Source organism: Parendozoicomonas callyspongiae, assembly GCF_023502345.1.
GTDB classification, from domain to species: Bacteria; Pseudomonadota; Gammaproteobacteria; order Pseudomonadales; family Endozoicomonadaceae; genus Sansalvadorimonas; species Sansalvadorimonas callyspongiae.
This window is the reverse complement of sequence record NZ_JAMFLX010000016.1, coordinates 65,161-88,483: the sequence shown is the minus strand read 5'-3', so window position 1 is coordinate 88,483 and position 23,323 is coordinate 65,161. Positions and strand designations below refer to the sequence as shown.

At 47.0% G+C, this 23,323-nt stretch carries 21 protein-coding genes; 5 read left to right on the top strand and 16 right to left on the bottom strand.

The annotated features are described in order from the left end of the window. Positions 1 to 8: 8 nt before the first annotated feature. The 5 genes from M3P05_RS12720 to M3P05_RS12700 form a co-directional block, all read right to left on the bottom strand. The gene (locus M3P05_RS12720; RefSeq protein ID WP_249700072.1) at positions 9 to 1,679 is read right to left on the bottom strand and encodes an alpha-glucosidase family protein; all 1,671 of its coding nucleotides are present in this window, start codon (positions 1,677 to 1,679) and stop codon (positions 9 to 11) included. An 8-nt stretch (positions 1,680 to 1,687) separates the two neighbouring features. After that, positions 1,688 to 2,515 (bottom strand): carbohydrate ABC transporter permease, encoded by an 828-nt coding sequence (locus tag M3P05_RS12715; protein ID WP_249700071.1) that lies wholly within the window; start codon positions 2,513 to 2,515, stop codon positions 1,688 to 1,690. Positions 2,516 to 2,517: 2 nt separating this feature from the next. Beyond that, positions 2,518 to 3,414 carry a carbohydrate ABC transporter permease gene (locus tag M3P05_RS12710; protein ID WP_249700100.1) on the bottom strand — a complete coding sequence of 299 codons (897 nt, stop codon included), beginning with the start codon at positions 3,412 to 3,414 and terminating at the stop codon, positions 2,518 to 2,520. 189 nt (positions 3,415 to 3,603) lie between these two features. Further along, positions 3,604 to 4,863 carry an ABC transporter substrate-binding protein gene (locus tag M3P05_RS12705; protein ID WP_249700099.1) on the bottom strand — a complete coding sequence of 420 codons (1,260 nt, stop codon included), beginning with the start codon at positions 4,861 to 4,863 and terminating at the stop codon, positions 3,604 to 3,606. 233 nt (positions 4,864 to 5,096) lie between these two features. Then, a complete protein-coding gene (locus M3P05_RS12700; RefSeq protein WP_249700070.1) occupies positions 5,097 to 5,648 on the bottom strand; it encodes an extracellular solute-binding protein in 552 nt (183 codons plus the stop codon). A 273-nt stretch (positions 5,649 to 5,921) separates the two neighbouring features. Between M3P05_RS12700 and M3P05_RS12695 the strand changes: the two genes are divergently transcribed. Both M3P05_RS12695 and M3P05_RS12690 read left to right on the top strand, forming a co-directional pair. After that, the gene (locus M3P05_RS12695; RefSeq protein WP_249700069.1) at positions 5,922 to 7,217 is read left to right on the top strand and encodes a dicarboxylate/amino acid:cation symporter; all 1,296 of its coding nucleotides are present in this window, start codon (positions 5,922 to 5,924) and stop codon (positions 7,215 to 7,217) included. 115 nt (positions 7,218 to 7,332) lie between these two features. Then, on the top strand, positions 7,333 to 7,635 hold the full coding sequence (locus tag M3P05_RS12690) for a nucleotidyltransferase domain-containing protein (protein WP_249700068.1): 303 nt from the start codon (positions 7,333 to 7,335) through the stop codon (positions 7,633 to 7,635). 243 nt (positions 7,636 to 7,878) lie between these two features. Here M3P05_RS12690 and M3P05_RS12685 read toward each other — a convergent pair whose 3' ends face one another. Beyond that, positions 7,879 to 9,597: an SWIM zinc finger family protein gene (locus tag M3P05_RS12685; protein WP_249700067.1), complete on the bottom strand. Its 1,719-nt coding sequence runs from the start codon at positions 9,595 to 9,597 to the stop codon at positions 7,879 to 7,881. A gap of 318 nt (positions 9,598 to 9,915) precedes the next feature. On the opposite strand from M3P05_RS12685, the gene recD2 reads away from it, so the two are divergent. Further along, positions 9,916 to 12,114: an SF1B family DNA helicase RecD2 gene (recD2, locus tag M3P05_RS12680; protein ID WP_249700066.1), complete on the top strand. Its 2,199-nt coding sequence runs from the start codon at positions 9,916 to 9,918 to the stop codon at positions 12,112 to 12,114. Continuing rightward, positions 12,114 to 12,353 carry an SEC-C metal-binding domain-containing protein gene (locus M3P05_RS21140; RefSeq protein WP_332842011.1) on the top strand — a complete coding sequence of 80 codons (240 nt, stop codon included), beginning with the start codon at positions 12,114 to 12,116 and terminating at the stop codon, positions 12,351 to 12,353. Before recD2 ends, M3P05_RS21140 begins: the two co-directional genes overlap by 1 nt. Before the next feature lie 46 nt (positions 12,354 to 12,399). Here the strand turns inward: M3P05_RS21140 and M3P05_RS12670 are convergent, their stop codons facing one another. The 6 genes from M3P05_RS12670 to M3P05_RS12645 form a co-directional block, all read right to left on the bottom strand. Further along, positions 12,400 to 12,732, bottom strand: a complete 333-nt coding sequence (locus M3P05_RS12670) for a nucleotidyltransferase family protein (RefSeq protein ID WP_249700065.1) — start codon at positions 12,730 to 12,732, stop codon at positions 12,400 to 12,402. Then, complete coding sequence (locus M3P05_RS12665) at positions 12,725 to 13,159, bottom strand: nucleotidyltransferase substrate binding protein (protein WP_249700064.1); 435 nt, start codon at positions 13,157 to 13,159, stop codon at positions 12,725 to 12,727. Before M3P05_RS12665 ends, M3P05_RS12670 begins: the two co-directional genes overlap by 8 nt. A gap of 73 nt (positions 13,160 to 13,232) precedes the next feature. Then, positions 13,233 to 14,069 (bottom strand): hypothetical protein, encoded by an 837-nt coding sequence (locus M3P05_RS12660; RefSeq protein WP_249700063.1) that lies wholly within the window; start codon positions 14,067 to 14,069, stop codon positions 13,233 to 13,235. A 96-nt stretch (positions 14,070 to 14,165) separates the two neighbouring features. Then, a complete protein-coding gene (locus M3P05_RS12655) occupies positions 14,166 to 14,768 on the bottom strand; it encodes an acyloxyacyl hydrolase (RefSeq protein WP_249700062.1) in 603 nt (200 codons plus the stop codon). Between the two features lie 73 nt (positions 14,769 to 14,841). Beyond that, positions 14,842 to 16,122: a capsule biosynthesis protein gene (locus M3P05_RS12650; protein WP_249700061.1), complete on the bottom strand. Its 1,281-nt coding sequence runs from the start codon at positions 16,120 to 16,122 to the stop codon at positions 14,842 to 14,844. 30 nt (positions 16,123 to 16,152) lie between these two features. Then, on the bottom strand, positions 16,153 to 18,252 hold the full coding sequence (locus M3P05_RS12645) for a capsular polysaccharide biosynthesis protein (protein ID WP_249700060.1): 2,100 nt from the start codon (positions 18,250 to 18,252) through the stop codon (positions 16,153 to 16,155). A 52-nt stretch (positions 18,253 to 18,304) separates the two neighbouring features. Here M3P05_RS12645 and M3P05_RS12640 point away from each other — a divergent pair, with 52 nt between their 5' ends. Continuing rightward, positions 18,305 to 18,673 (top strand): hypothetical protein, encoded by a 369-nt coding sequence (locus M3P05_RS12640; RefSeq protein WP_249700058.1) that lies wholly within the window; start codon positions 18,305 to 18,307, stop codon positions 18,671 to 18,673. Here the strand turns inward: M3P05_RS12640 and M3P05_RS12635 are convergent. From M3P05_RS12635 to M3P05_RS12620, 4 genes are all read right to left on the bottom strand, one after another. Next, on the bottom strand, positions 18,633 to 18,998 hold the full coding sequence (locus M3P05_RS12635; protein WP_249700057.1) for a hypothetical protein: 366 nt from the start codon (positions 18,996 to 18,998) through the stop codon (positions 18,633 to 18,635). The genes M3P05_RS12640 and M3P05_RS12635 overlap by 41 nt on opposite strands. Before the next feature lie 66 nt (positions 18,999 to 19,064). Next, complete coding sequence (gene galU, locus M3P05_RS12630; protein ID WP_249700056.1) at positions 19,065 to 19,934, bottom strand: UTP--glucose-1-phosphate uridylyltransferase GalU; 870 nt, start codon at positions 19,932 to 19,934, stop codon at positions 19,065 to 19,067. A 7-nt stretch (positions 19,935 to 19,941) separates the two neighbouring features. Continuing rightward, positions 19,942 to 21,066, bottom strand: coding sequence for a glycosyltransferase (locus M3P05_RS12625; RefSeq protein WP_249700055.1), 1,125 nt, complete (start codon positions 21,064 to 21,066; stop codon positions 19,942 to 19,944). Positions 21,067 to 21,154: 88 nt separating this feature from the next. After that, entirely contained in the window at positions 21,155 to 23,323 is a 2,169-nt protein-coding gene (locus M3P05_RS12620; RefSeq protein ID WP_249700054.1) for a stealth conserved region 3 domain-containing protein, read from the bottom strand.

The window sequence follows — 23,323 nt, the reverse complement described above, 5'->3', positions numbered from 1 at the left end:
GATTCCTTTTAGACAAGACGAAGCCAGGCTGCCTGCCAGGCGGGAAGTATCAGCTTCTCAGCCGCAACTGTGGCCTTAAAGCCGTGACCACTTAGCAGCTCATCACAGCTGTAATCATCAAGAGCAACCTCCTGCTGGCTATCCGACAGGTTAAACACGCAGAGAAGCTTTTCATTTTCATTAGTACGGACAAAGGACAGTAACTGCTCAGATCCGGACTCAACAAACTTGATTGAGCCTTTCTTAAGAGTGTTCTGCCCCTTTCTCCAGTTCAGAAAGTTTTTCACTTTTTGCAAAGGCAGATCACTATCAACCCGCTGTCGTTCAACACAGTACTCGATATGCTCTTTCGCGACCGGCAACCAGGGTTTGCCAGCTGAAAAACCGCCATGCTCAGACTCTTCCCAGGCTATTGGAGTCCGGCAGCCATCACGCCCCTTGAACTCGGGCCAGAACTCTATGCCATAAGGATCCTGCAAATCTTCAAAAGCCACATCCGCTTCAGTAAAGCCAAGCTCTTCACCCTGATAAATACAGGGGCTGCCACGCAGGCAGCTTGTTACAGCAATGAAAACTGGAGCAGCCTGGTGAGAGTCAACATCTTCCCCAGCCCGGGTACCGGCGCGTACAACATCATGATTGGACATAGCATAAGAGAGCCAGCCTTCACCGATTGAAGTTTCCAGTATCTCCACACTGTCACGAATATGGGCTGGTGTTGGCTGACCAGACAGCAGTTCAAAGCTGTAAGCCATATGCAGACGTGAATCACCAGAAGTATATTCCCGCAACACCCGACCGGTATCCTGATCTGCACCAACTTCCCCTACCATGGTGGTATCCGGATACTCATCCAGAAGACTGCGCAGCCGCTTCAGAAAGTGCAGGTTTTCAGGGCGAGTCTTGTCGTAAAGGTGATTCTGATAGCCATATGGATTGCAGCTTTCCATGGTGGTCAGCTGGGTGCGATCTTCCAGCGGAGGGTTATTACGCAGCTGCTGATCATGGAAATAGAAATTCACGGTGTCCAGCCGGAAACCATCCACACCCAGGTCCAGCCAGAATCGGGCGGCATCCAGCACGGCATCCTGAACATCGGGATTATGGAAGTTCAGATCAGGCTGTGAGCGCAGGAAATTATGCAGATAATACTGTTCCCGGCGGGGTTCCCACTGCCAGGCACTGCCACCAAAAATGGAAAGCCAGTTATTGGGCATGGAGCCGTCTGGCTTGGGATCAGCCCAGACATACCAGTCGGCCTTTGAATTGGTTTTATTCTGCCGACTTTCCTGGAACCATTTATGCTGACCCGAAGTATGGGATATCACCAGGTCGGTCATAACCCGCAGTCCAAACTTATGGGCAGCTATTACCAGTTCCTGAAAATCAGCCAGGTTTCCGAATATTGGATCAACATCCTTGTAGTCGGAAACATCGTAACCAAAGTCATCCATCGGTGATTTACAGAATGGCGATATCCAGATGGCATCAGCCCCCAGCTCGGCAATATAAGACAGTTTGCCGGTAATACCTTTCAGGTCACCAATTCCATCACCATTACTGTCGGCAAATGAGCGGGGATAAATCTGGTAGATAACAGCACCACGCCACCAGTCAGGATCAGACACCAGGTTACCACGCAGACTTTCTTGTTTATTCAGCCCTGAATCAGAGTTCATTATAAGAGTTATCCTTTTACAGCACCGGCCGTCAGACCGGCCACAATCTTGCGTTGGAAAATCAGAACCAGAGCGACAATAGGCGTGGTGACAACCACGGATGCCGCCATAATATTGCCCCATGGCAGTTCATGCTCTGAACCCCCGGACATCAGAGCTATAGCAACTGGAACCGTGCGCACTTCATTGGACAGGGTGAAGGTGAGTGCAAACAGGAATTCATTCCAGGCACTGATAAAGGCCAGCAGACCTGTTGTGACCAGGGCCGGCCACATCAACGGCATAAACACCCGCACCACAATTGTCAGTGGCGATGCACCATCAACAATAGCGGCCTCTTCCAGCTCCTTGGGCAGCTCTTTCATAAAGGTTGTCAGTACCCAGACGGTAAACGGCAGTGTCAGTACAGTATTGGGGATAATCAGACCGGGCAGTGAGTTATAAACCCCAAGAGAGCGGATCAGCTCAAACATCCCGGATAGAATCGCCACCTGCGGGAACATGGAGACCGACAACACGGTCATCAACAGCAAGCCCCTTCCACGAAAATGAATCCGGGCCAGGGCATAGGAAGCCGTAACAGCAATGGCCAGGGAGAACACCACAACCGAAGTCGCCACGATGATTGAGTTAATAATATTGGTACCGAACGGCTGCTCCTGGAAGATCACAAAGTAGTTCTTCAGATCTACAGGGAAAGGCCAGAGCGAGGTACTGAACAGCGCCGTACCACTGCGAAAAGATGTCACCACGGCGTAATAGAACGGAAACACAGAAATCAGTATCACCGCCAGCACCAGGGCATAGAAGAGAACACTCTTTATAGTCTTGTTCATCACTATGCCTCCTCACCCAGTTTGAGCTTTCCGGCAGTAATAGTTATTACTGTCAGCGCTGCAATAATCAGGAACAACAGGGTTGTGGCGGCTGAGCCGTACCCCATTTCCTGGAAGTCCACCAGCTGCTGCCGGGCATAAACCGACATGGACATAGTGGATGTGGAACTGGATGTCAGAACATAGATCAGGTCAAAAATCCGCAGGGCATCCAGAGCCCGGAAAATCACCGCCACTAACAATGCCGGTTTTATCAGCGGCAGGGTCACATTAAAGAACACCTTTACCGGATGAATACCGTCCACATGGGCCGCCTCATAAATATCTTCCGGCAGCATCTGCAAACCAGCCAGAATCAGCAGCGCCATAAACGGTGTTGTCTTCCAGACATCCACCATGATTACTGCCCACATGGCAATATCCGGGTCAGCGGTCCAGGCAATCGGGTTATTGATAATTCCGAGTGTCAGCAGGATCTCATTGACCACACCGAACTGGTCGTGAAGCATCCATCCCCACATCTGTGCTGAAACGATGGTGGGAATAGCCCACGGAATCAGAACAGCTGTGCGGACAATACCTCTTCCCTTGAAGTTGGCATGGAGAATCAGTGCCACTCCCATACCGAAAACAGTTTCCAGAGAGACTGAGACCAGGGTGAACCAGACCGTGTTCCAGACCGCGTTCCACCAGTCCGGATCAACCAGCAGGCCATAGGCCTCACCCTCATAAAAAGAGAGGTAGTTTTCAAAACCAATAAATTCGGTAACTGTCAGATCAGTAAGGTTGGCGTTGGTGAAACCTAGCCAGATAGTGCGAATCAGCGGCCAGCCAGCCACTGCCGCTAGTGTGATAATCATCGGTAAAAGAAACAGCCAGGCCGACCTGATTTTTTCCATGGTCAGGTCAGAGTGATGAGTCTTTCCCGGTGATCCAGAACGTTGAAGTACAGCAAAGGTCATCGGCGATACCCTTTGTCACTTGTTCAATGAATGTCGCTCATTCAGACGTCGAAAAGCTGAAAGCAAATAAAATGCTGCGGCGTTGCCACCGCAGCAAAGACAAGTGCAGAAGCAGAGGGGTGTGGACTACCAGCTTCTGCGCTTGATTCGCTTCAGATCCTTTTCAAGCTGCGCAACCGAGGCCTCTGCAGTTTGTTCACCGCTCAGCACTTCGTAAGTGGCATTGAAGATAGCAGTGGAAACCTTGTTGTAGTTGGCACCAGTGGCACGGGAAGGACGGGCAACAGCATTGGTAAAGGTTGCCTTCAGCTGCCCCATAAACGGACTGGCCTTGTTGACATCCGGATCGTCATACAGATCAGCAATGGTTGGGTTGTAGGAACCCACAATCGCACGCCGTTTCTGCTCTTCCTTGCTGGTCAGCCACATAACCAGATCGGCTGTCACTTCCGGATTCTCGGAGTATTTGGAAACAGCCATCTGCCAGCCGCCCAGAGTACCGGTCTGCTTGCCACCCTCACCACCTTTAGGCAGGGCAACAACACCGACCTTACCTCTGATGGGAGAATCATCGTTCTGACTCAGTGACCAGGCATAGGGCCAGTTACGCATAAAGACTGCGTTACCGCTCTGGAAGACACCGCGGGCATCTTCTTCCATGTAGTTGAGAACACCTTGCGGGGTGATATTGCCAACCCAGCTGGCCGCCATTTCCAGAGCCTTCACGGTGTTGTCATTATTAACGGTGATATCACCATTGGCATTAACAACATCACCGCCGCCGTAGCTGTCGATCCACTCAAGAGCGTCACAGGTCAGGCCTTCATAAGCCTTGGCCTGGAAAACAAAGCCCCACATTTTCTTGTTACCGGCAGAACGTTCGGCATCCTGAACCTTGTTTGCAATTTCCGACAGCTCTTCCCAGGTTTCCGGGACTTCATATCCATACTTGTCCAGCAGATCCTTGCGATAGAACAACAGGCCGGCATCAGTAAACCAGGGCATGGCAACAAGTTTGCCCTTGAAAGTGTTGTTTTCAACGATAGCCTGGAAGTGCTCTTTCTCTGCCCCATTGGTAAAAGGCTTCAGATCAATCAGGTGATTACCCAGAATACCCGGCCAGATAACATCAATCTGGAACGCATCAATATCGGAAGAGCCTGAGCCAAGAATCTGCTGGTAGAGAGCCAGCTGCTCAGTTGCAGATGTGGGAGGGGTAACAATATTCACGGAGTGGCCGGTTTTCTTTTCCCACTCAGCCACACTCTCCTTACAGATTTGCTGCTCTTTACCAACATTACCGCAGGTAATAGTGATTTCAGCGGCTGATACGAAAGCGGAAAAACCCAGAGCTGCCATAGCTGTGCATAGCAGAGTCTTACGCAATACCATTGGCTGTAGTCCCCCTCGGACTGGTTTAGTGTCTGCCAACTCCAGAGCCTTTTCTTTATGCAGACCCAGAGCGCAAACAGTTTTGTATTCTTAATTCTTGGTTCTTTTATGTCTTCACCATCCTCCGGCCATAGGGGTAAGTACATAGCATCCAATTTATAAAAAACGAACAACCTACCCTTTATTGATCAGGCTCATTTTCCTGAGAGCAAAAATCATTAGGCATATCAATTCGTGTCCTTCAGCTTGATTCCTTTCAGCTTTTTCTCAAGCTTGATCAGCGATTCCTCAGGTGAGAGACCACCACTCAGGATATTGTGAACAGAGTTGAACACCGCACTGGACACTTTGTTGTAGTTTTCGCCAGCTACCGTTGAGGGGCGGGCAATTGCATCATCAAAAGAAGATTTCAGCTGCCCGATAAATGGGTTGGCTCTTAGAATATCCGGATCATCATAGAGACTGACAATTGTTGGCGGCAGTGATCCTTCAATGGCTCTTCTTTTCTGTTCCTGTTCGCTTGTCAGCCACATAACCAGCTCTGCAGCTGCCTGCTTACTATGGGAGTATTTCGATACTCCCAACTGCCAGCCGCCAAGGGTTGGGGCCGAGGTTCCATGCCCGCCTCCCCTGGGCATCACAGTAACACTAACATTACCCTGCACTGGGGAGTCCTTACCCTCAGCAAGAGCCCAGGCATAAGGCCAGTTTCTCATAAACACCGCATTGCCACTTTGGAAAATCCCACGGGCACCCTCCTCCCCACTGCTTAACTCCATCTCTGCACAATGAAGACTCTTTACCGAAACTGCCACACATCATGGTAATACGCGCCGCTTTGGCATTTTGAATACATAACAGCAGGCTGAAAAGAAGAACGAGGCTGGGACGCATTGTTATGGACTTCACTTGAAGCAAAAGACCGGCAGAGTTTAGTCATGTTTTTCTGCATTCAAGTAAAGATAATCTGATCAAGGCAATACCTGTCCATCGGTTACCCTATACTTCGACCGCTCTTCTTTTTTGAGGAAATGGTCATGGGATGGAGTCAAATGTCTCTGACATCCAAAGTCGTTAGCGGAATGGTTGTGGGTATTGTGACAGGCCTGCTGATCCGATCGATATTCCCTGAGAGCTCGTTTATCGAAACCTACCTCACCGAAGGGCTGTTCCAGATCATTGGCCAGATTTTTATTATTTCTCTGAAAATGCTGGTTGTTCCACTGATTTTTGTCTCCCTTGTTTGTGGTACCTGTACATTAAACGACGCTTCCACTCTAGGCCGTCTGGGCATCAAGACCATTGCCCTTTATCTGATAACCACCTGCGTTGCCATCAGTATGGCAATTGGAGCAGCCATAATTGTTGAGCCCGGCGTAGGAGCTAATCTGGAAAGTGCACATGGTTTTACTGCACAGGAAGCCCCTCCGCTAAAAAGCGTTCTGATCAACCTATTCCCCAGCAATCCGATTGCCTCTATGGCCAAGGGCAATGCGTTACAGATTATTGTTTTTGCATTGCTGTTCGGGATTTCAATTGCAGCTTCAGGCGCTAAAGGAAAGCTTGTTGCAGATATATTTGTCAGCATGAATGAAGTGATTATGAAGCTGGTGACACTGCTAATGAACCTGGCTCCATATGGCGTATTTGCCCTGATGGCCCGCCTGTTCAGCACCATTGAATTTTCTGCCATTCTTAATCTTGTGAAGTATTTCTTCCTTCTGGTCACTGTTCTGATACTTCATGTCTTTATCACTTACTTTATCTTGATCAAATTTTTCGCTCGCCTTAACCCCGTCGTCTTTCTTCGCAAGATGGAAGATGCCCTGCTGTTTGCGTTCAGTACATCCTCCAGCAGTGCCACGATTCCTGTCACCCTGGAAACCGTTAACAGAAAGTGCGGAGTCAGTAACCGTGTTTCCTCGTTCACTATTCCTCTGGGTGCCACTATTAATATGGATGGCACGGCCATGATGCAGGGCGTGGCCACTGTATTTATCTCACAGGCATTTTCAATTGATCTGACGGTAATGGATTATTTATCCGTTATTGTAACGGCGACACTGGCTTCAATCGGCACAGCTGGGGTTCCTGGTGTTGGTTTAATTATGCTGGCAATGGTGTTGCAGCAGGTCGGCCTGCCGCTGGAAGGAATCGCTTTGATTATGGGAGTGGACAGGCTGCTGGATATGGTCAGAACATCAGTCAATGTCACAGGCGACTGCGCCGTAACCTGTGTTGTGGCTCGTAGCGAAGGAGAGCTGGATCAGGCCGTTTTTGATGATATTCATGCCGGTGAAAAAGAAGAGACGATTGATTTTCACCATATTACTGAGCAGCAGGGGTAATCTTCAGACAAAGAACAACCCAATATTTGAAGAGTTGTGCTCAATCACAAGAAAGACATTCGGAGCAGCAAACATTGTTCGCCAAGCACTTCTCCCTATTCTCAACCAGGCTGATATGGCTTTCATCTACGGCTCCTTAGCTAAAGGAGAAGAACATGCCAACAGTGATGTTGACATTTTTCTCATCGGCGATGAGCTGAGTTACTGTGAGATAATGGAGCTATTGGAACCTGCCGAGCAACAGCTTGGACGTACAATTAATCCAACGATTTATTCAACTGAAGAGTTTGCACCGAAGCATGTAAAAGACACTTATATGGCACTGGGTACCAGAGTCGAGTGGCAGGTTTACCTGCAAAACTTGATAACCACCTATAAGCGCAAATGCAGACTGGTTCCCTTATTGCAAGGCCTTTAACCACCATAACTGCAGTTTTACTGCAGCTAATGCCAGTGCCCTCTAAGCAAAATCTCCATCCAGAAGCATGGAAATGGGAGGACATTTCCGTAATAAATAGTACCGGTACTGTCGGTTACCGGTACTTTGCGTCAGGAGTGGTTCATGAAGAAATGCATTGGGGGCAGAGGATACATTACACGTACCCCGGAAAAGCATAATCACTGTGAGTAAGTAAGTCACTCAAGATTTATGCACGATGACTTAAATTGGAAACGCTTCATTCAGCCATTTGATAAAGTTTCGCTTCTGCCGAAAGTCAGTGCGCATCTTTTGTAAAATAGGAAGCATGTCTTCATTGTGCGACAGCTGTTTCAGGTATCCATCCAGTGAGCGCAGTAACTTGATAGCCTCTTTGTAGCTGCTGTTATTAGTCTTATTGATATAATTTTTCGCCAGCCTGACCTGAATGGCGGTATAACGTCCCACATCGCCTTTGAGCTGATCTGCCAGCTCGGAAAGATGGCCGGTGCTGACTTCCCCGGTATTCATCAGGTTCCAGGCCATGTCCGCTTGCTGCTCTTCCAGATATACCGCCATTAATGCATCAACAGCCGATGTTCCCGGAAGGTAGCGATAATTATTGGTCACTTCCTGTTGCAGCAACTGCAACCACTCGGTTGCTTCAGAGAACCAGTTCCTGTCACTCTTCGCCAGGTCAGCGAGTTTTTTCAGGGATTTCCAGTCTTCACGACTCATGCTGCTTTTAAACTGATCCCATTGCTCATCCAGAGCCAGCTCAACTCGCCCAGTGTTAAGCAGAATCTGCTGTCGGATAGTGTGGGCATCGCCAGAGTGGCGATAGTGAGGATCTTTTTTTGCCTGGTCAAGGAACCCCTGAGCCTGATCGTATTTCTCGAGTTTGAGGCTCCAGCCCGCCATTTTCACATAGGTATAAGCACCACGGGCGACTTTCTGGTTGATTGTAATCAGCGTTTCATAATCATTCTGTTTACTGGCTATTGCTTCCAGAACTCGCTGCAGGTGGTAGTATTCTCGGCCAATATTCCAGCCATCTGTTTCCATATCTGGCAGAGCATCCCAGCGTGTTTGCACCGTCTGGAAAAACAGTGCCATGCAGTCCGGGCTGATGACGTCATCATAATCTGTCGGTATTTCTCCATACATGGAATATTCATCCTGAATCATAAGGTCTATCAAATGATTGACCTTATGCTCATTAGTCCAGGGAATACCCCGAAAAGCCTGGCGGTACATGCTCTGAATCATGGCCACGGAATCAAAGCGAAAACCACCGGAATCATCCACCGTTTCCTGTGCCTTGATAATACGCTCAATGGCATAGTCCAGCAGCTCCAGCTGCTCTTCTTCAGGACGTTCGCTGATCGGCTCCTTCAAGGCTTCAAGAGCCTGCTCAACCCCGGCAAAGTAAGTACGCACCTGATCGTAGCGGTAGTAGTTGCGATTGTAGGGAATGGCTGCGGTGATACGTTTTTTTATGGTGGCTTTGTTGAGACCGCCCAGCGCACTTTCGGCTCGGATCAGCCATGCCTGGCGCAGGAGTTTGTCGTCGAGAATCACTTCAGTCAGATTCTTCACCAGATAGTCTTTGCTCTGACGATTTAGATAAGCCGGTATGATATCTGCGGCCTTGGCCCCAGCCTTTTTTGTGACGGGCTCTTTAAGTTGATCACGTAAGGCCATGGCTGTAGCGACGCAATGTTTACAAAAATCCACTTTCTCTGAAGCGGGACAGTCACAGAAACCTTCCAGCCCTCTCTGGGTGTAAGTCAGCTGAACATGCCAGGTTTCGCCGCCTTTCACATCCGCCAGAATAGCGTCCCCTTTTTGCCTGAGTTCTCCGACAGTATTGCCGTGATAGTAGTCTTCCCCTCTCTCAAAGGCTCCCTCTCCGGCAAGCCTGGTTAACAGGTGGTCGGTAATATCGGGCTTATCATTCATGGTGTTGTACTGGCATTAGGGATGGTATCTGGGAGATATAGATCACATCATCCTGAGACAGTGTTTTGTTTCCTTCATGAAGCTGACTCAGGGCCGATTTCCCGGCTCTAATAATAATCAGGGATTCCTGTTGCACGAAACGCTTGCCTCATCCATTGCTCATTGTTTTCTGCCTGTCAAAATGATCAGGGTGGCTGATTGTAGCCACTCCCTCCATTCAGCAACAGGCAGATATCTCAAAAATAATCAGTAGAAACTGGCATTTGTCGTCTGTTTTCTGCATGTTGTCTTTATCCAGACATGCTCCGATGAATCACAATGCCTCCTTCATTCGCTACAACTCAACAAGTTATCACCGATCATCAGCCAGTCGTATACCTGCAGGGCTCGGTTGAACGAGTGACTTTTCACAGTGAAGAGTCGGGATTTTTTGTTATCCGGGTAAAATGTAAAGGGCAGCGGGAGCTGGTCACCATGACCGGCAGCACACCATCCATTACCCCCGGCGAGTTTGTGGAAGCGTCCGGTATTTGGTTTAACGACCATCGTCATGGTGTGCAATTCAAGGTTCAGCAAATCAAAACCGTAACACCCACAACGCTCGAAGGGATTGAGAAGTATCTGGGTTCCGGGATGGTCAAGGGAATTGGTCCACACTTCGCCAAACGTCTGGTAAGAGCTTTCGGTGAACATGTGTTCGAGATTATTGAGGAAAATCCTGAGCGCCTGATGGAGCTGGAGGGTATCGGCAAAAAGCGGCGGGAGAAAATCACTTCTGCCTGGTCTGAGCAGAAGGTCATCCGGGATATTATGGTGTTCCTGCAGTCTCATGGCGTGGGCACAGCCAGGGCTGTCCGCATCTACAAAACCTATGGCGATCAATCTGTGGCCAAGGTGCAGGAGAATCCTTACCGGCTGGCACTGGATATTCATGGCATTGGTTTTAAAACCGCTGACCAGCTGGCCCAGCAACTGGGTATTGACCGCACATCACTGATTCGTGCACAGGCCGGTGTGCGTCATGTATTGCAGGAACACTCCGGCGATGGCCATTGTGCTCAGGCTTTCCAGGGGCTGGTGGATTCAGCGGTCAAGCTTTTAGAAATTCCCGAAGAGACCATCAAACAGGCTATTCAGATTGAGATAAACGAAGAACGGCTGACACCAGAAAATATTGATGGAGAGCCCTGCTTGTTCCTGACTCCACTGTTTCGTGCTGAACAAGGTGTCGCCAACCATGTGGTTCGGCTGTTGCAGGGGCATTCCGGCTGGTCAGGGCTTGATTTGAAGAAAGCGATTCCCTGGGTTGAGAAGAAGAACCAAATTTCCCTGTCGGACTCCCAGAAAAAGGCCGTTGAGCAAGCCGTGCGTAACAAGTTCTGCATCATTACCGGTGGTCCGGGTGTGGGAAAAACAACGGTCGTTAACAGTATTCTGAAAATCATTCAGGCCAAAAAAGCCCAGGTTACGCTCTGTGCGCCTACTGGTCGTGCTGCCAAGCGTCTTTCTGAATCGACTGGGCAGGAAGCCACAACCATTCATCGTTTGCTTGATTTTGATCCCAGTGCCTTTGATTTCAAGAGAAATGCCGACAACCCGCTGGAAACCGATCTTCTTGTGGTGGATGAGTCTTCCATGGTCGATATTGTGCTGATGAACCAGCTTTTAAGAGCTGTTCCCGATAAAAGCGCCGTTCTTCTTGTTGGCGATGTGGACCAGTTGCCTTCTGTAGGGCCGGGTTCAGTACTGAGTGATCTGATCGATTCCGGAAGCGTACCGGTTGCGAGGCTTACGGAAATTTTCCGCCAGGCTGCTTCATCCCGGATTATTACCGGAGCCCATGCCATCAACCGGGGGCAGGCACCCAAACAGACGAAGAGAGGAGAGGAAACAGATTTTTACTATCTCACCGGAGAAGAGCCTGAGGAAATTTTCAGTAAGGTAATGGCCGTTGTCACCAAGCGGCTACCAGCCAGTTTCGGCTTTGACCCGGTTCAGGATATTCAGGTTCTGGCTCCGATGAACCGTGGAGGGCTGGGTGCCCGCAGCCTCAACGTTGCATTACAGGAGGCCCTGAATGCTGATGCCCATCCACGAATTACCCGCTATGGCTGGACATTTGCTCCCGGCGACAAGGTCATTCAGACCGTGAATAACTATGACAAAGAGGTGTTCAACGGAGATATCGGGCGGGTTCAGAGCGTTGATATTGAAGAAGGGGAGTTGCTGATAACCTTCGATGGCAAGGATGTTATGTACCAAGTCAGCGAACTGGATGAGGTTTCTCTTGCCTACGCCACAACCATCCATAAAAGTCAGGGTTCGGAGTATCCCTGTGTTGTGATTCCCATGGCCATGCAGCATTATACGCTGCTGGAACGCAACCTCTTATATACTGGAGTCACCCGGGGCAAGCAGCTGGTGGTGATTATCGGACAACCGAAAGCTGTAGGTATGGCTGCACGCACCCTGAGATCCACCCGAAGGCTGACAAACCTTCAGGCCCGCCTTGTTTGATGGCTCCTTTTACTCATGGAACCTTTGATGCACTCTTACAGCAAACCTCTACGAAATCTTCTGGAACTGAGCGAATTCAGTTGATATGCAAAACTATGGACGATGCTTCCATTGATGACTCCGAAGAGGAGTATTGGGAGCCCGCTCAAGAACCGTTGATCAAAGGCCCAAAGGCAGGAAGAAATGATCCTTGCCCCTGTGGAAGCGGAAAAAAATACAAAAAGTGCTGTCTGAACTGATCCGTGGCGATTTCACTCGGTTCTTCCAAAGTATCGGTAATCGAAATTACCGATACTTTTCACCTCTGGCAGCCCACAGCACCTGATAGCAGGCCTTGATCGTATCTCTGAAACTATCAGGAATGCAGTGCCAGGCCAGTGCCTGCACAACGATGGGGATATTGGAATCTCGGAGTCTTTCCAGAAAAGCTGACAATTGTGACAAGTCCTGATCCTTACTTTGCCCTGAAGGGAAATGGACAACAAGATCAAGATCACTGGTATCGTGATTCGTCCCTTTTACCCGGCTGCCATAGGCCCAGATTTCTGTCCCCGGAGCAAAAACCTGCACAGCGATCCGGCAAATCTCTTCACGATCCTTGTCCCTGAGATCAATCATCCGCGACCCTTTTTGCATGCTCACGTACCGATTCTTCCATCCGTTTGGCATCACCTATAAATTCAGGGATCAACTGCAAGGTTTGCTCGGCAAACTTCTTCCCGTAGTCATGGGCCGTATTATTTCTGTTGTCACGGTAAATCAGCCATCTTTCAGCTTCCTCAAGCGATATCAGATCATGCTGCGCGCCCATCCGGAATACTTCTTTAAACACAAGACGGCTTATGGCTTTGGGGCTGTGAACGAAGTCAACCAGACATTTCCTGAGCAGTTTACCGGCCTGCTCCAATATGATCTCAAACTCTTTTACGCAGGCAGACCGATACATATCGTATTCAATACTGTCTTCTTCACATTGCCTGACACGCGTATGGGCTATTTCAAGGGTCTGTATACAGCGCTTAAAAAATGCAGTATCTATTGTCATTCATGAACTCAGGATGATCGGTTGGCCAGTAAGTTATCATAACCGATACCATCATCAGAAAAAGAGAAACTTATCAATCTGCTTCCACTCTACTCGCAAGCAAGGAACAAGCGTCTTCAATACCCATTTCAAGGTTGCCAGCCAAACAAGACCGAAGACACTCTTCATGAACCAGCTTGATCATCACCGGCATGGATGCAAGGCCAAGGTTTCTGGCAATGGCAGTACGGTGATACCCCCCCCGGTAACGCCAGATTTCTCCTCTGGGGCCAATCGCAACACCAACCTCTTCTTCCCCCTGCTCAAGCCTCCACCGGCGGCTGACACTCTTTCTGTGTTGTGTACGCAAATCACGGCGAGACTGATAGCCATGCCGTTCTATGCTGTCGGTCAGGCGCACATAACGTTCAAAATACTGATCAATATGAGCGGGCTCGGCGATAGAAACATTGTTATGCCGGAAAGCACCTGAATCCTGCAGACGTTTCTGCAGATTCTGGTAGCTTTGAGTTTTCCGCCAGTCCATTTCACAGGCAAACAGCTCATCAATCTCCCTGTTCAACCGGCTTTCACTGATTGGGCTTAGTTTGTCACTCATATTACCGGAGCAGATAAACTGATCACGAAGGTCATATTCCACCCTGTCATCATCACCGAATTGGACAGCCGCCAGCCGCATTTGCAGATCTTGCGGGGAAATATGGCACGTTAAAGAGTCTTCCAAAGCCTGCAAAACCAGAGCCGCTGAAATTGTTTCTTTTCTACTCAGTTTCCATTGCCAGAACTGATATTCAGCCATAGCAGGACCCAAACCGGGACAACTTCCAACAGCTCCCCTGACCAGACGAGGGAATTTCTTTTTTACAGGAACAGGCCAGCGCCCACCTTTAACAGCAGATTTTAAGATCACGGGAATTATGAATTGGCAAAAGATAAAAAAAGAGCCTGACAGTCACACCATCAGGCTCTCAGTACATCCACACAGGAAAATGATCAGGAAAAAAGATTACCAGTTCCAACCAAAACTTAGCAGCTGGAAATCCAGTCCTTCATTCTGGGAGTGAATATTGGCATTGGAGTAATGAAACCAACCATAGGAGAATTCAAACTGTTTCTGATCGCCAAACCTGGCACCAACGACAGTCCGGATTTCAAACTGTGTATGACCACCCATGTTAATAGGAGACTTCAGTTTCTTTTCCAGATCTTTTTCAGACTGATAACTGACACCCACACCAACATCCAGAAAAGGCACCAGCATGGCAGAAGATTCGGGCTCCAGACGAAAGACCGGAGTAAAGCTGGCGGCCCAGGCTTTATCGGCTCCATTGGGGCTGGGCTGGTCTTTCTCGGAAAGATGACTGCGCCAGCGGCTGTAGCCCAGATCAAAATAGCCGCCCAGTTTCCAGCTGCTGCTTTCAAGGAGGTTACGATTCCAGTTCCAGCGCAAGCTCAACCGCGTAGTACTGATATCTGCCTTGCTGGGAATATATTTGCCGTGAGTGACCGTTATTCCATCCGGTTTCAGGTCACTTAACTCCATGGCCTGCCCGGTCAAGGACATAAAAGCTATTGAAAGGGCAAAAACAAATCCTGTCAGTTTTTTCATCACCTTCTCCCTGGCGACAATCCATTAAACAACTTCTTAGGATAATTATCGTCAGGTTAGAAGGTGACATGAATCAGGCAGCTGCGGCTGTTTCCATTGCGGCTACAGGAGCAATTGTTTCAACCTGTGCCGGTAACGCAAATATCTCCGGCCAGCGCTGCTGGCAGAAGGCCAAAACGTTGCAACAGGTCAGGTCATAGTGGCTGAAAAAGCTGCCATTAATCTGTGTCTGATCAAAAAGATACGTTTGCAGCTGCCGGAAGAGCATAGAATCAACTGGCTCAGGCTGGCTCCAGAAATTATCGAGGCTGCACTGGGATGTCAGGCCCGGCAGGTCATACATGGCCTTGCCCATCACTTTCACGGGAATATGGTGCAGCAAGGCAGATGGCCCAACTGTACTGTTGACCGTCACCACGCCCCGGCAATGGTTATAGACACCTGGAAGCCGCAGATCATGGCAGTAGACCAGGCGCCCGGCAAGATTCAGCTCAAGTTCCAGTGCCTTGATATGCAGACCGTAATGGGTGTAGCCCCTGTCCATAGGATGATGCTTCAGTACCAGCACAGTATCTTTGGGGGCATGGCGGGCAAAGGAGTGCACGGTTTCGGTAATAAACGCCTCAACGGAGTCATAATCCGAGTGATAGCGCATCTGGCTGTCATCATGAACCTGCAATGCAACCATATAGAAGCGTCCACTCAGTTCTGTTTGCAGCTCACGTTCCAGCACACTATCCCGAAAACGGGTTCTGTTCTTACGCAGTGAGCCTTTAATCCACTTAGCCCCTTCTACCACAGGATGAAATGCCCGGTGATGCTGGTAACCGGGAAAATCACGTTCCCCCAGCAGCGCGGCCCAATAATAGGCCGATGCATAAACAGTGCGAGACCGCATGGTTGGGCCAACAGAAACCGGTGACTGACACTTGTGGGGCAGAATATTCTTTAAATGCTCAAGAGAGAGATCCAGCCCGGTCAAGGCATTGACGCCGCCCTCTTCCAGAGTGATGGTATCAGGGCGCAGATAACCTTCTTCAAACACCAGAACCCGTACGTCCAGCGACTCACAAACCTGCTTTGCCATTCGATGATAGAGACGACAATCACCCATCAGAAAAATGGCACGGATATCATGTCGCTGAATATATTGTTTAAGATACTGAGACCAGCCTTCCGGTGTACCGGCATAGTCATGGACAATATCAGCACCACTGTAAAACCGATCTCCGGCGTTAAAGTTGATTCGGTGAGTACAGAACCCTTGCTGGCTTAAATATCCGGCCAGTTCCCGAAAGAAAGGCCCAAGAGGCCCCTGCAGAAACAGCAGATCGGTTGAGACAACTTGCTTCACACCAGTCTTCCTAGACGTTTTATTTATCAATTATTGAGCGAGGGCTTCCATTAAAAAGGTCGCTTTGCGTTTTTTGCGGGACAGCCATTTGGTAAACGGGCTGTCCTCTTTACCAGCCTTCCTGGCTGCTTGTTTTTCCTGCCGCTCACGGCTGAGTTGCAATATCTGGTTTTCCGGCGAGGTAAACCGGCAAGTGTTCCAGTTGATATATCGTGGATAATGGCACAGAGCGATATAAACAAGTTCTTCCAGAGTTCGGCAGGCAGTTCGCCTTTCACAGGAGAGATGGTCTGTGGTCAAACCCCAACCCGCATAAAACGGCATACCCCAACAGTGCACGGCTTTGTTTTGTAGAAGTGCCTCAAACCCGGCCTGGGAACTCATCACATGGAGTTCATCGCACTGCTCGAGGCAATCGAAAATATCAACACCAGTCACAACCCTGTTAACAAACTGCAGAGCTTCACTTTCAGCAATATGGCCAGCCCGCCCGGCCTGTACAACATCAGGGTGGGGTTTATAGACGATATAAACATTCTGCCCTTTAAGGTAAGAGGATACTTTTTTAAGCAGATCAATATTGCTGAAAGTTTCCGGGCTGCCGTATTTCAGAGAGGCATCACTGTCCACCTGCCCGGTAATCAACACTTTACGCTGGTTAGGCTTTGCCCCCGCAAAGACATCCTGTGGCTGTCCGGCGAGATTATATTTACTGATCCGCCGGGAAAGCAGCAAAGATTGCAACTTCTGACCACGCTCTTTCTCTTGATCTGACAGCTGAAGAGTATTCAGCGCCTGCTCCAAGACGCTGGGCCGGGTGGCATCGTAATAAATACCCTGCTGGTCAATCACCAGAGAACCGGGCCTGCGCAACTCTGCCCCAAGACCGCATGAACGGATAAAACCATCTTCCATTCGCCAGACCGTCAGCTTGTTTGATTCACTCTCAGACAGCCCATTACTCGACACCAGACTACGGGCATTAAAACCCTTCATCCCCCAGACCAGAACACCATCCCCCGGCTGAATGCGCTTTCGCAAAGCTCGTTTGCTGCTTACAAACTGAATATCCCTGCCAAGCCCCTGTGCAAAGCGGCTGACAAATGCCCGCTTCCAAAGGCTGAAGCCAATGGCATAAAGGGTATTCACCTGAGGCTGCTGGTAGCGACGCTGCAAAACAATCAGATCCAGCACACCTTCCAGTTCACAGCGCTGCCCGGTTTCTGGATGAATATAGCGGGTATAGTGCAGGCAGGCCGCAGCAAACAGGCTCTCTATAGTATGCTTCTGTTTTCTGCGAGGGCATGGAACGCGGTCATCAGTCAGGCCCCAACCACTGTAAAACGGCAGACCAAAGCAAACCACATCCTTACGGTGCCAGAGTGCCTCGAAACCAAGCTGGGAGGTGACCACGTAAACCTTGCTGAACCAGGGAAACAGAGACTGGGCATTTACCTTGTCTGCCAGCACATGAATACGAGGATTGTCGTTCGGCAGGTTATTCCCCAGATACCCTTTCTTCTTTCCCAGAACCACATCAGGGTGAACCTTGACCCAGACTTCAGCATCAGGATTTTCTGTTAAAGCCGCATCCAGCATTGCCTGGAAACTGCTTTCATTGGCCATGCCGTACTGGATAGAGCAGTCACCAAAAGTCTGGTCAACAACCAGCACCCTTGGCTTATCAGATACGGGTAATTTATAGCTGCCGACAGGTTCATGGTTGTACTTGCTGATCTGGTGTCTGCAGATAGTATCCAGCAGGTTACGGGAGCGCTGGAGCAAATCCCAGTTCAGCCATAATTTGTTATTAAGCAGGTTTTCCAGATCTGATGGACGGGTGCCATCGTAGTAGATGCCGGCTTTATCAACGATCAGAGAGAAGCGACGGTCACCAAGAGAGGGATGTCCTAGATAACTGATAAAACCATCTTCCAGATGCCAAAATGGCAATCCGGCATTACAGGCCAGTTCGCGGACCTTGCGAGTATTCTCTTTCATGCCCCAGCCAATAACAGTGCCCTGCTGGAGTGATTTTTTCCTGAACCAGGAAAGCCGGTGAACATCCCCCCCCAATAGAGTGGAAAGTTCTGGTGCTGAAGAGATACCACTAGATGATGTATAGAACATAAGCAGGCTGTTATGGGTGTGCTATTGTGATCCTGCTGCACAGGAGTAAGAAATGTCAGAAACGCTGTTTGCCGACCTGAAACGAATTGGTATAAAAGAAGAACTCGCGGCCCGGGTCAGCTCTGCGCTTGACCCTGACCATATAGCAACCAAAAGGGATGTTCTGATCATGCAGGAGGCTTTACTCCAGCATCAGAAGCAAATGATGGATGAATGCCGTCATCTGGAGCAGAAAAGCGATGAGCGTTATTACGAACTAAAAACCGAAATGGTAAAGGGTTTCGCCGATGTACGCACAGAAATGGCAGATATTCGAACGGAAATGGGTTCTATGCACCGCCAGTACTGGATTACCTTTGGCGGGTTGATAACTACCATTATCACCGTATTCGCTGTGAACTGGTACTTTCATACTTTCTAACAACACAAGGCTTGCTCAATATTTTTATCCAATCTTTTCCTTGCTCAGACAGCATATAGGTCTTTTGGCAGTAACTTTTTCGTTTGATCAGGGAAAATCTCAGCCAGTTAGCGGCATGACTATTTCCCAGCAGTTTATTCAATGAAGATGAGAGTTGCTCACTGGTAACACATCTACGCAAACGAAGACGGTTACAAAGCTCAGTAAAACAGATACCTTCGGAGTGATAAACCTCAAGAAACAGCTCAACATCAAGTAATGTGATTTTGTTAAACTGAAAACGAAGAATCTGCAGAGCATCTTCCGGGTTCAATAGCTTGTTCATTGTTAAAACTGAAGGAAGCCGTGTGGTTACAATGACACGGCGGCTCCTTCGTAAAAATCCATCGTTCTAAAAAGACAACTGCTTCAGATATTCCCGGAACTGACCATTTAATTCCGGATGACGCAGGGCATATTCCACATTGGCTTTCATATGCCCCATTTTGCTGCCACAGTCGTAACGGATACCATCGAACTCATAGGCATGAACGGCTTGTTCCTGCAGCAATGCAGCAATAGCATCCGTCAGCTGAATTTCTCCACCGGCTCCACGGGGTGTGGTTTCCAGCAATTCAAAAATCCTGGGCTGAAGAACATAACGGCCAACAATAGAAAGATTGGATGGAGCCTTCTCGACAGGAGGCTTTTCAACAACCCCCTGGAGCCTGTAAAAGCGGTCAGAAATTTTGACCGGGTCAATAACTCCATAACTGCTGACCCGTTCCATAGGCACCTGCTCAACGGCAACAACAGAGCTTTGGTTCTCTGTGGCAATATCCACCATGGTATTGAGGCAGGGAGTTTTTTCGCAGTAAATCATATCGTCTGCCAGCAAAACCGTAAAAGGTTCATTGCCAACAATATCTTTTGCACAGAGAACGGCATGGCCAAGGCCCAGGGCTTCTGGCTGGCGAACATAAAAACAGTTCACGCCTTCAGGAAGAATATTTTTGACAATATCCAACAGCTCTTTTTTACCAGCCTCTTGCAGCCGATATTCCAGCTCAAAGTTTTTATCAAAGTGGTTAATAACCGGAACTTTGGTATAAGAGGTGACAAAGATAAGATCTTTTATACCGACTTCAATGGCTTCTTCTACAGCGTATTGAATCAGGGGTTTATCAACTACGGGAAGCATCTCTTTGGGAGTTGCTTTGGTTGCGGGGAGGAAACGGGTTCCCATGCCTGCTACGGGGAAAACAGCTTTTCTTATATCCATCTAAAGATTATTGAACTCTTGATTTAAAAAATTTGATATCCTTGAAAAATCCTTTTGGATTAATCAACAGTTTTCTGGCTTTTCTAAATATACTTCTCTGATTAGGGGAGGTTCCACCCTTGTATTCAAACAGGCCAATGCAATCATTACGACTCAGGCTGTGCTTTTGTAACAACCTCATTAGCCAGTCATTATAATCTGTAATCTCACCCTTGAGAGAAAACGCTTTTGACACCTGCCCTGTGCCTGGAATAGTAATATCGGGAAGAGGAGAAGACATTCTATCAGCTAAAATCTTGGCATTTATAGAATATCGTTTATGGTATGTTTTTGAAAGAGGGCGATGATGCCACTGATGTAGAAGAAAATCCCCTTCAAATAGATGAGGGAGCGAGTAGTAACAAAAATACTTCCTGAAACCTTGGTACTCAGCTGGGAAAGGAGTTTTAATATTTTCAATGTAATCTTCAGGCAACTGAGTTATCTGGTAGTAAGCACTTAACCGATGAATAAGATCAAAATCTTCGCATCCATGCCCAATATATTCTTCACAGAAACCACCAATGAGATTAAACCAAGTTCTATTCACCAGCAGGCAGCTGCCAGATACTGATATTCCTTCTATGGTTGCCAGATCGCCTTGTAGAAAAGATCGCAAATAATCGTTTTGAGTTGCAAAACCATGTTGATATGCTGCTCTTGTTGCCTTTTTGGAAAGATACAGACATGGAAACATATCAAAAGCTGTTTCTCCAATAAACTTAAGCTCTAATGCACGAGCTTTAACCATTTTGATAAAACCAGGTAAGGCGACCAAATCAGCATCAAAAAAAAACAAAAAATCTCCAGTAGCTTTTTTAGCAGCAAAATTTCTGATTAATCCTGGAGAGAACGTACCATCGACAGGATGATGGTAGTATTTGATACTTCTTCGAAAACCAAAATTCAACTGATACCCAATCGAATTAGCACCAACATCGAAAATAATGATTTCTATCTTTGAGAAATCAAAAAAACAATTAACAGCCCAATACAGCCGTTCAATAGAACTATTACCCCTTTCTTTAAAGGGAATAATAACCGAAAGTTTTACTCCTTTACCATCCATAAACAGTCCAAATTTTGGATTCACAATTACTCATGAAAATACGTAACAGTAGATTCAACTCACATAGGTTTATATTCATACAAATGCTAGATTACAGAGATAGATTTACGGCTTACACATCTGTTAAATCATTGCCAACTTTATCAATAAACCAAGTTGCCTGCCTTCCAATGTTATCGCCATTCCCGATCGTTGAACCACAATCAATAGACTGATCTACAAGTGATGGTAATGGATAATACACCTCAATTTTTTCACACTCAGTGAAAAACTTCGAAAATCTAAGGTCATCTATATTTTTGAATTTTTTTTCTGGTAATTTATCAGCAAACCTAACCATATTAGCTACAAGCTCTTTTGGTACAACAACCCCTGTAGCCCATTGTAGTCTAGGAAAATAAAAACCTTTGTTTACACGGTTTGAACGCGCTGCTTCGTTAAGTTCAAAATGTGTCTTTCTGCTTTTATACCGATAAAATAAAGAGGTGACAGATTTGAATGGTTGACGAGAAAAAACTTCTGCCAGTCGTACATAAAAATTATCACATACAACAGAATCATCCTGAATAACCATATGATAATCAGCATCCATATCAAAAGTTAACCAAGATTTCTTCGCATTCCCCCACAGCCCCCAGCTACCGTCATCAAGAGAAACCTTGGCATCGCCAATTTTTTTTCTAATCAGTGGTATACGATGTTCTCTTTTGACATAAGCCATTATGGTTTTTGAAATTTGCACTGAGCTCCAGGATTTATGCTCAATTTCAAAATCCCCCTTATTTGTATATAACTTATTAACAACCTCATAATAATTTTTCGTATAGTCTTTATCTGTAGCACTGCCATCGCCATCATTAAAACAGATATACTGGTATTTTCTAACCTTTTTACCCTTAATTTGTTCAAAATTTTTTGGCCTGACTATCAGGTAAGGAAAATCTCCTGCAACCGCCTTACCTTTTGCAATGGCATAATGATGATACAAAAACGAAGTTATATTTAGATCATTGGGTGTTCTTAGCCTGGCTGAACGAGTAGCCTGGAACTCATCAGGGCATAAGTTCTCAATTTCATTTACAACACTCTTCCTCAGAGCATAAGGAGAGTGCTTATGCAGTTTTGTTGCCAAATATTCAGGGCAGTGCGCCTTTATAATATTTTGCGAATTAATTGATGGTGATAGATAATCTTTTTCCTGATCAAAATGATTGCCATCAATAATCATACCATAGGGTTCAAAATGGCATATTGTCCTTCCCATCTCATCATAAAAATCATGATAGTAGCATGGTCTATTAACAAACATATCATCATTGAAATATATAAACCGTTCGTTCAAGCCATCTATCCGATGCAAGCATGCTTCAATGGCATGAGAGTTAAAAGTCGGCAGCATATCACTTGATGGAAAAATCTCTTCATGGTTAACCCACTTTACTCCAGGGTGGTCTTTAAGCCATGTTGGTCTATCACAGTTTGAAACAATATATACATTGTGAAACCATGGGAGAAATTTACACAAAGCCCGCAATGAATACTTCAATTCATCTTTTGAAGAAAACCTATCAGGATCAAAAGGTTTTTCTGGAAAATTTGAATTCCACTTTTCAACCCATCCTTCATCATCTTTGTTAACCCAAGTGTAAATAATATCAACCGGCCAGGGCGTGCCAAATTCATATCCACCAAAATTATTAATTACATCAGGATAAATGTTGGCAAATTTATTCTTAAGGCATTTTTTTACATATGCTTTATTTGATCTAACTATAAACAATTCATCTTGCTCATCATAGATAAACAAATGAGCAGCAAAGTTATTTTCAAATTCGCCGACTATTTCGACAACATAGTCTGACTTTTTATAGAATTCTGAAAATACCCCTTCAATTTTATTTATATTTAATAGATCACTTCCTTTAATACTTATGTCTACTGCCCCACCTAAAGTGTATAGCCTTACTTCACATCCAAAACCATGTGCAAGCCAGCATACATATTGAAGCACTATCAGATGTTGTAAAGAACTCACCAATAGAGACTGATCAGGATGTCCTGAACATGCCCCAGTTTTCAATTCAAACGTTTTTGCAACCTGGATCAATGGATGGATTTTTTTGTCTATTTGAAAAGATGCAGGCAAAATGTAATTACTCTTAGCCCTTCCTGGAACAGTTTCTATTTTTTTACTTTTTGTATCATTCCCTAATCTTTTTGCAAAATAATCAAAAAAGAAGCGATTAGGATTATTTACCAATTTGCGTATTTTTTTATTCAT

Excerpts from the sequence above, each read along its gene's own strand:
- M3P05_RS12720 (WP_249700072.1), bottom strand. The coding sequence starts at position 1,679 with ATGAACTCTGATTCAGGGCTGAATAAACAAGAAAGTCTGCGTGGTAAC.
- M3P05_RS12715 (WP_249700071.1), bottom strand. The coding sequence starts at position 2,515 with ATGAACAAGACTATAAAGAGTGTTCTCTTCTATGCCCTGGTGCTGGCG.
- M3P05_RS12710 (WP_249700100.1), bottom strand. The coding sequence starts at position 3,414 with ATGGAAAAAATCAGGTCGGCCTGGCTGTTTCTTTTACCGATGATTATC.
- M3P05_RS12700 (WP_249700070.1), bottom strand. The coding sequence starts at position 5,648 with ATGGAGTTAAGCAGTGGGGAGGAGGGTGCCCGTGGGATTTTCCAAAGT.
- M3P05_RS12695 (WP_249700069.1), top strand. The coding sequence starts at position 5,922 with ATGTCTCTGACATCCAAAGTCGTTAGCGGAATGGTTGTGGGTATTGTG.
- M3P05_RS12690 (WP_249700068.1), top strand. The coding sequence starts at position 7,333 with ATGGCTTTCATCTACGGCTCCTTAGCTAAAGGAGAAGAACATGCCAAC.
- M3P05_RS12685 (WP_249700067.1), bottom strand. The coding sequence starts at position 9,597 with ATGAATGATAAGCCCGATATTACCGACCACCTGTTAACCAGGCTTGCC.
- recD2 (WP_249700066.1), top strand. The coding sequence starts at position 9,916 with ATGCCTCCTTCATTCGCTACAACTCAACAAGTTATCACCGATCATCAG.
- M3P05_RS21140 (WP_332842011.1), top strand. The coding sequence starts at position 12,114 with ATGGCTCCTTTTACTCATGGAACCTTTGATGCACTCTTACAGCAAACC.
- M3P05_RS12670 (WP_249700065.1), bottom strand. The coding sequence starts at position 12,732 with ATGATTGATCTCAGGGACAAGGATCGTGAAGAGATTTGCCGGATCGCT.
- M3P05_RS12665 (WP_249700064.1), bottom strand. The coding sequence starts at position 13,159 with ATGACAATAGATACTGCATTTTTTAAGCGCTGTATACAGACCCTTGAA.
- M3P05_RS12655 (WP_249700062.1), bottom strand. The coding sequence starts at position 14,768 with ATGAAAAAACTGACAGGATTTGTTTTTGCCCTTTCAATAGCTTTTATG.
- M3P05_RS12645 (WP_249700060.1), bottom strand. The coding sequence starts at position 18,252 with ATGTTCTATACATCATCTAGTGGTATCTCTTCAGCACCAGAACTTTCC.
- M3P05_RS12640 (WP_249700058.1), top strand. The coding sequence starts at position 18,305 with ATGTCAGAAACGCTGTTTGCCGACCTGAAACGAATTGGTATAAAAGAA.
- M3P05_RS12635 (WP_249700057.1), bottom strand. The coding sequence starts at position 18,998 with ATGAACAAGCTATTGAACCCGGAAGATGCTCTGCAGATTCTTCGTTTT.
- galU (WP_249700056.1), bottom strand. The coding sequence starts at position 19,934 with ATGGATATAAGAAAAGCTGTTTTCCCCGTAGCAGGCATGGGAACCCGT.
- M3P05_RS12620 (WP_249700054.1), bottom strand. The coding sequence starts at position 23,323 with ATGAATAAAAAAATACGCAAATTGGTAAATAATCCTAATCGCTTCTTT.